Origin of the sequence: Moorena sp. SIO1F2, from assembly GCF_010672755.1 — a bacterium.
Classification (GTDB): Bacteria; Cyanobacteriota; Cyanobacteriia; order Cyanobacteriales; family Coleofasciculaceae; genus Moorena.
This window is the reverse complement of sequence record NZ_JAAHFV010000350.1, coordinates 1-6,464: the sequence shown is the minus strand read 5'-3', so window position 1 is coordinate 6,464 and position 6,464 is coordinate 1. Positions and strand designations below refer to the sequence as shown.

General features: G+C 43.0%; 7 protein-coding genes. 6 read left to right on the top strand and 1 reads right to left on the bottom strand.

All coding sequences use genetic code 11. The features are described from left to right. Positions 1–125: 125 nt before the first annotated feature. Positions 126–782 carry a HEAT repeat domain-containing protein gene (locus tag F6J94_RS27865; protein ID WP_293046333.1) on the bottom strand — a complete coding sequence of 219 codons (657 nt, stop codon included), beginning with the start codon at positions 780–782 and terminating at the stop codon, positions 126–128. Between the two features lie 148 nt (positions 783–930). On the opposite strand from F6J94_RS27865, the gene F6J94_RS27860 reads away from it, so the two are divergent. From F6J94_RS27860 to F6J94_RS27835, 6 genes are all read left to right on the top strand, one after another. Next, entirely contained in the window at positions 931–2,418 is a 1,488-nt protein-coding gene (locus F6J94_RS27860; protein ID WP_293046330.1) for a transposase, read from the top strand. A 160-nt stretch (positions 2,419–2,578) separates the two neighbouring features. Further along, positions 2,579–3,211, top strand: a complete 633-nt coding sequence (locus tag F6J94_RS27855; protein WP_367142281.1) for a phycobilisome protein — start codon at positions 2,579–2,581, stop codon at positions 3,209–3,211. 102 nt (positions 3,212–3,313) lie between these two features. After that, positions 3,314–3,865, top strand: a complete 552-nt coding sequence (locus tag F6J94_RS27850; RefSeq protein WP_293046327.1) for a phycobiliprotein lyase — start codon at positions 3,314–3,316, stop codon at positions 3,863–3,865. Between the two features lie 413 nt (positions 3,866–4,278). Next, the gene (locus F6J94_RS27845; RefSeq protein ID WP_293046325.1) at positions 4,279–4,815 is read left to right on the top strand and encodes a phycobiliprotein lyase; all 537 of its coding nucleotides are present in this window, start codon (positions 4,279–4,281) and stop codon (positions 4,813–4,815) included. Between the two features lie 86 nt (positions 4,816–4,901). Further along, complete coding sequence (locus tag F6J94_RS27840; protein WP_293046323.1) at positions 4,902–5,513, top strand: chromophore lyase CpcT/CpeT; 612 nt, start codon at positions 4,902–4,904, stop codon at positions 5,511–5,513. Positions 5,514–5,794: 281 nt separating this feature from the next. Then, complete coding sequence (locus F6J94_RS27835; protein ID WP_293046321.1) at positions 5,795–5,941, top strand: hypothetical protein; 147 nt, start codon at positions 5,795–5,797, stop codon at positions 5,939–5,941. Positions 5,942–6,464 lie beyond the last annotated feature (523 nt).

Genomic DNA, 6,464 nt, shown 5'->3' with positions numbered 1-6,464 from the left:
TCAATGTCTTGATGCAGTCGATCATGGGGGGAACCCCCACAGCTAGGCGCTGCTTTGCTACTCCCTACTCCCTACTCCCTACTCCCTACTCCCTACTCCCTAAATCTGATCACCAAACCGATGCTCTAGAGATAACTATCTAAAGCAGCAGCTACCACCCGATGGTCTTCATCCTTCATCAGTTCTCCCAATGCTGCTTTAGCATCGGGGGAATCAAATCGTTTGAGGGCACGGGCAACATGCATCCGAATACGCCACCATTGTGAATTTTTCAGAGCCAGAATTTGCTGCAATGCCTCAGTTTCCTTAACAGTACCAGCCAGTAACCCTAGGGCATCAATTCCTGCTTCTCGGACAGTTGGGTCTTCCCCTGCTAAGCCGCAAATACAAATACTATAGAGTTCTTCTGGACAAGACATTTCCACCAAAGCAGCAAGAATGCTACGGCGCACCAGCCAGTGATCATCCTGTTGAAAGCTAGTGACTAGATGAGATATTGACACGTCTCCATACTTGGACAAGGAATTGGAAGCTTCTGCCCTTACATTGGGATCGGTATCAAATTGGATCAGATTTAACAACGCAGCATAGGACTCGTCACTCCGTTTATTCCCCAGTCCCATTGCTACAAAGGAGCGCACTAAAAACTCTGGGTCCTTGAGTTTACTTGTTAGTAGGGGAACAGCTACATCTGAACCATACTCTCTCAAAGCAGTAAGTGCCCTGAGGCGATCCTGAGCATTTGGACTTTTGAGAGAGATTTCGATTTGGCGGATGTCCATAGCACTACAGAGCCAGCTTTTTTTACATTTCTTAATACCTTTAATCAAAGATTATCATAATTGAGTATACTGCTGTAAAGTGAACTAGCCCTTGCACAGTTCGCCTAAAATCTTCTTAAATCTCTGCATAACTACTTAACTAAAAATTATGCATAGATTAGACGACTTAGTTCCTATGGGAGAGGCCGCTAAGGTTAGGGGTGTCAGCATGGAAAAAATCCTGGCTTACGCAACCACAGCTAAACAAACCTATACTCAGGTCATTCCTGTGGTTGCCTGCCAGGATGAGTCTCAGATTTTAGAGATTATGGGACTTTGTGGAACTGCCAGAGCATTGACCTATAACAAATTAGGTTCGTTGCAAGGTTGGGGGCTTAACTGGAAAAAAGCGGATAAGATTGTTCGCACCATCATGACCCCTGAGCAGATTGGGTTACCTTCTAAGCTCTGGGAGTGGGCAGTCAATGACACAATCAAGGCGATCACTGCTCAACAAGAAGCGGCCAAAGTCTTTATTATCAGGGAAATTTACGGTAAGACTTCCGACAAAAGTGAGCGTAAACGATTGTTAGAACTGCTCAAGACTGACCCCAGGGCTGACCCTTGGTTACATCGGATATTCCGAAAGCAGTATCAGCGTGGGCATACCTTTGTCCGTAATCAGATTGTCTACCAAAATAATGGCTACAAGTGCAAGCGGCTAACCCGTAACACTGTAGAACTTCAAGTAGCTGGGTTAAACCGGGGAAAGCGAGTCAGTCTGAAACTGAAATGTCGCCACGTCCTTAAGGGTCAAATCAGATTAATCCAGAATGGCCAAGGACGGTTAGAAGTTCACACGATCAGGACTAAAGCCATCCCTGCTGTTGAGAAGCCTGTAAAGACCATAGGGTTAGACAAGGGATATACTGAAGCGTTTTATTTATCGACGGGTGAAACAGTCGGTGAGGGTTTGGGGGAATTACTCAGCCGCAAGTCATTGCGGCATGGTAGGACTAACCGCAATCGTTACCGGCTATTCCAACATGCCCAGCGCACACCAGCAAAGCTTGAAACTATAAAGTTCAATAATCTAGGCTACAAGGTCAAATCAAAGCGTTTGGCTCAGGAGAAAGCCACAATCAAAAATTTAATCCGTACAGACTTGAGACGGGCGATCAATGAGCCTACTCAAATCTTTGCCGAAGATCTCACATCACCCATTGTTAACAAGACCCAAGCCAAAGTGATCAATCGGAAGCTTAACCAATGGATGAAGGGAGAGTTACAAGATTCTTTGGTTTCAGTCGCCAAAGAGACAGGGTCAGTCGTTACGACGGTTAACCCTGCATACACATCGCAAGTTGATAGCCAAACCGGGACGTTACTAGGTCAGCGGAGCGGAGATCGCTTTACCCGTTATACGGGGGTTGTGTTACAGGCTGATCAAAATGCCGCATTGAACATCATGCATCGCGGTTCTGACACTGAGATTACTCGGTGGATGAAATATGCAGACGTGCGCAGAGTATTGTTACTGCGCACTGTTCGGTACTTAGCCTCTGACGGGAAAACCGTAACTGAAGCCTTAAACCTGGGTTGGCTTAACTCCAAGTTTAAGACAGAAGCCCTACGGTTAGAGGCCAGTATCACCTAGCGGGGTGCTAGGTAAGGTTAAGCACGGACTAGGGAGAATTGCCCCAATTCACCAACGCTCTGTAACAGCGACCTAGTTAGATGAAACCAGCAATATGAGACACTTTTAGGGATACTGCATAGTTTGACCTAGATTTAGTTCACCCCGTTGCGTTGATGAGATGGTAAGGTCAACCTTCAACCTTCAACCTTCAACCTTCAACCTTCAACAAAAATCAACCATGACGACTCAATTAAGCGACTATATCAAAGAACTAATTACCAAAGCCAGAATTGTCAGCTTTGCCAACTGGCAAGACTCCTATCCCCCAGAGATTATCCAGCATTTCCAGGCAGCTGATGATCACGGTCGCTATCTTACCGATGATGACTTGCACCAGATTAAAGCCTGTTCACCAGATACGGAGCCCTTAATCAATACAGCCAAATTTTTGCGGGATAACGCTTCTGATATTGTTTGCGAAGCCCGGGAAACCGTATTGGCTCAATATCCTGATATTACTAAACCAGGGGGTAGTCTTTATCCCCCCCCACGAGCAGAAGCCTGTTGGCGAGATTTTTGGCATTTCCTCCGGTGTATTACCTATGGGATTGCTGGCAGTAGCACCGAGTTTACTAGTGCTGAAGGACTGCACTATATGAACTTGTTGTACAAAGAAATGCAAGTCCCAATCCCCGCAATGGTATCAGGATTAGAAGAGATAAAGGCAGCTAGTTTAAAGGGATTATCTGAACCGGAAACAATAGCCCCCTATTTCGATCATTTAATTAATCAATTGAAAAACTTTAGCTAATAAAATAAATCAGAAAAATAACTATAAAATATAAAAAAAAATTAAACGATATAGTAATGATTTTCAATGAAATAAAATTTTTTAATTTAAATTAACAAAACCATGTCTATATCCAAATTTAAATACTTCTTTGATTGCTGCGTAGGAACCTGGGTGGCACAACGTACCTATCACGATCTGACTCACCAGCAGGTAGAGCGCTCCCGTACAGAATTCACCATTGAACCCCTGTCTTCTCCCCTCAAAACTAAGGTGTTGATAGATAATCAGCAACCTGACTTACCTAATATCAATGACCTGTGTGGTTATCATCTTGGTTTCGAAACAGTTTCTGAAAAAGGTGAACGGGTGTCCCAACAACTGAATATGCTTTTTGTCCCTCAGCTCGAAGAATCAATGATTCTAGAGGGAGATTATTTACGCGATCGCGCCTACGAAGAAGCTAAACCTAAAGTCGCTCATTTTAGCTTCGATACCAATAAACTAGAACTTTTGATGACCACCTACTATACCCGTGTGGTATCTGTTGATTCTATTACCCTGATCAATCCCAACTTAAGAATCCGCAAAATTATTAATTACCAGCGTCCTCCAGAAAGCGAACCTCTAGACAAGGTGGTGCTAGTAGGATTTGGCGTGGAACAAAAAGTTTGATAATTAGCGTAGCATTTCTCAATTGGGTAAGGTACTTTCGTTCTGGGTTAATGGGAGTCGGGAGTCTTTAATAGGGAATAGGGAATAGGGAATAGGGAATAGGGAATAGGAAACAAATCCTGTGTACCTCATTACTATGATAAATGCTATAAATCCTGTTGATGGTTAACTGTTGACAGTTGACTGTTATGTTTCCGTTGATACTAGTTCTGGTATCCACACATAACTGTCACAAAAGTTTACAATTACTAATGTTGAAGGATTGGAGCCACGGTGTATAACTGAAGGTGTAAATCCGGGTAAAGGCTCTAATTTACTAGGTTTGCGTAACGTACAACACCATTGAGCTGAGGATTCAGCTGCTATACGCAAACAAAATTGTTAACTTTTTTAAATCAAACTACACATAGCAAATGGAGCTTACTGAGTTTATAGAACGTTCTATTGGACGTTGGCGATCGCAACGCAGCGGTCATCACTTAGCGTTTAGTCACTTTGAGGAAATACGCTCAACTATTGATATCGTTGCCCTTGAGGCTGATGACTCAGCTGTGATTGACATTTGCAAACTATACGATATTGATCCCACAACTGCCTTCCATCCCTTTCGCATGAGTTGGGAAGGTGAGTCAGATTGGGATGAAGACGACATCCAGTCTGGGAGTTGCGTTCTAGTCCCTATCCCCGATCCTGAACACCCCGATCGGGGAAAACTGCTCAGAGAGCAAGGCTATGCCGAGACCATTGCAGCAGTGGGCAACTATCACCTTACTGAAGATGGTACATTCACTTTGTTAACGGAGTATGACCGAGCAGCTGCTGAAGAACGGATTTGGTTTGCCACACCGAATTTACGTTTTCGGGTGTCCTTGATTAAAACCAGTTCTGGTCAAGGGGTGACTACAGCCTCGTTTTCTTCAGAAATCCGTGACTTATCCCAATCGGGGTGAAAGTGACCCGGTTGAACAGTTAAGGTCATAATTTAGATTTTTTTTAATCTTTTTTAACTCTAAGTTTTCAATAAATTAATACACCAATGTTGTCTAGTACTACCGATAAAACTACCAGTAATTTACTGACTCTAGCTAGTTGGATGGCTGGAGATTTTAGTAACCAAAAACAAGCGATTGATAATCCTCAGCTTTACGCTCACATTCATGTTTTCTTTCGCCCCTTACCCTTTGATTTTTTTTCCGGTATTGGTTTCTACTCTGAGCAAGCCTATGACTATGATCTATGGAGTCCCTACCGTCAGGGAGTCCATCGCCTGATTGATAAAGGTGATCATACTTATATAGAAAATTACAGCCTTAACGATCCAATTCTTTATGCCGGGGCAGCGCGAGAGCTAGATATTCTCAAAACCATTACCCCTGATGCTATAGAACGTCGCTACAACTGTTCAATGATTTTCTGGCGAGAGGGTGACATGTTTCGTGGCAGTGTAGAACCTGGTTGCCAGTGTTTCATCGAACGTAATGGGCGTAAAACCTATCTGGTCAGTGATGTGGAACTAACTGAAACTACTTGGATAAGCCTAGATCAGGGTATGGATGTCAATACTCATGAGCACGTATGGGGCTCAGCAGCTGGTCATTTACGATTTGATAAACGGCAAAGTTTTGCTGACGAATTACCTGATTTGTAGCGCGGATGTATAGTGCCTAGTTATCAGCAATAAGGGATTGGATTGTCACACAAATACCAACAAACAAATACTAACAAATACTAAGCAAAGTAGGGTAGGTAAAGTCGTCTAATCTAGACTACTCAAAATAACCAATTTTTTTGGTTACCACCCGACAAGCTTAAAACTGGTATTTTATTTTATTGCTACTCTATTAGCAATGATTATGGAAGTGATTATTAGGTATGCCTAAAGCCTAAAACCTAAAACCTATAGGGTTCCTAAATGAATTGTGATGATTTTTGTCCCTATTCCCTACTCCCTACTCCCTACTCCCTTTGTTATCAAACCACTATCATAAAATCTTAATTATCATTAGAGTTGAGGATGATTTGTGTACAGCTAATGCTACCGCCAAGAGCTCAAAAAAAGATGCAGTGCTGGATTAGGAGCAGACATTTAATCTGCTCGGGTCACTTTTTTATCTTTGAGACGGTAGAATATACAACAGTTGAACGATTCTCGGAATGTGTCGAGAGTCTCGGAGGAAGTGTAATATCGGTTAAACCCATTAAAAAAATTTGGATTGGCTCCCATCGCCAAGTTATTTTGTATCAAGCTAAAGCCAGTTTACATACACCTCATCATGATCTAAAACAATACTGGATAAAATACGGGAGCTTCCGCACCAGATTTGATGAACGTTCTTGAAAAATCCACCCACGAATATCAAGTCAGGTTGAATACCCATAATTAGAGGGAGTGTGGGGAGATGGGGAGATGGGGAGATGGAGATGGGAGAGATTTGTCTTAAGGATAATTATACCGAGATGATATAAACCAGTTTTATAGCTAAGCTATCAGCTGTTGGCCAAGGCCAATGGCTGATAGCTTAATGCTTACCAATTGCTTGAGGTACTTTCGTCCTGGGTTGCGCGGGAGTAGGTAGTAGGGAGTAGGGAAGTCAGAAGA

Excerpts from the sequence above, each read along its gene's own strand:
- F6J94_RS27840 (WP_293046323.1), top strand. The coding sequence starts at position 4,902 with ATGTTGTCTAGTACTACCGATAAAACTACCAGTAATTTACTGACTCTA.
- F6J94_RS27860 (WP_293046330.1), top strand. The coding sequence starts at position 931 with ATGCATAGATTAGACGACTTAGTTCCTATGGGAGAGGCCGCTAAGGTT.
- F6J94_RS27855 (WP_367142281.1), top strand. The coding sequence starts at position 2,579 with ATGGTAAGGTCAACCTTCAACCTTCAACCTTCAACCTTCAACCTTCAA.
- F6J94_RS27850 (WP_293046327.1), top strand. The coding sequence starts at position 3,314 with ATGTCTATATCCAAATTTAAATACTTCTTTGATTGCTGCGTAGGAACC.
- F6J94_RS27845 (WP_293046325.1), top strand. The coding sequence starts at position 4,279 with ATGGAGCTTACTGAGTTTATAGAACGTTCTATTGGACGTTGGCGATCG.
- F6J94_RS27865 (WP_293046333.1), bottom strand. The coding sequence starts at position 782 with ATGGACATCCGCCAAATCGAAATCTCTCTCAAAAGTCCAAATGCTCAG.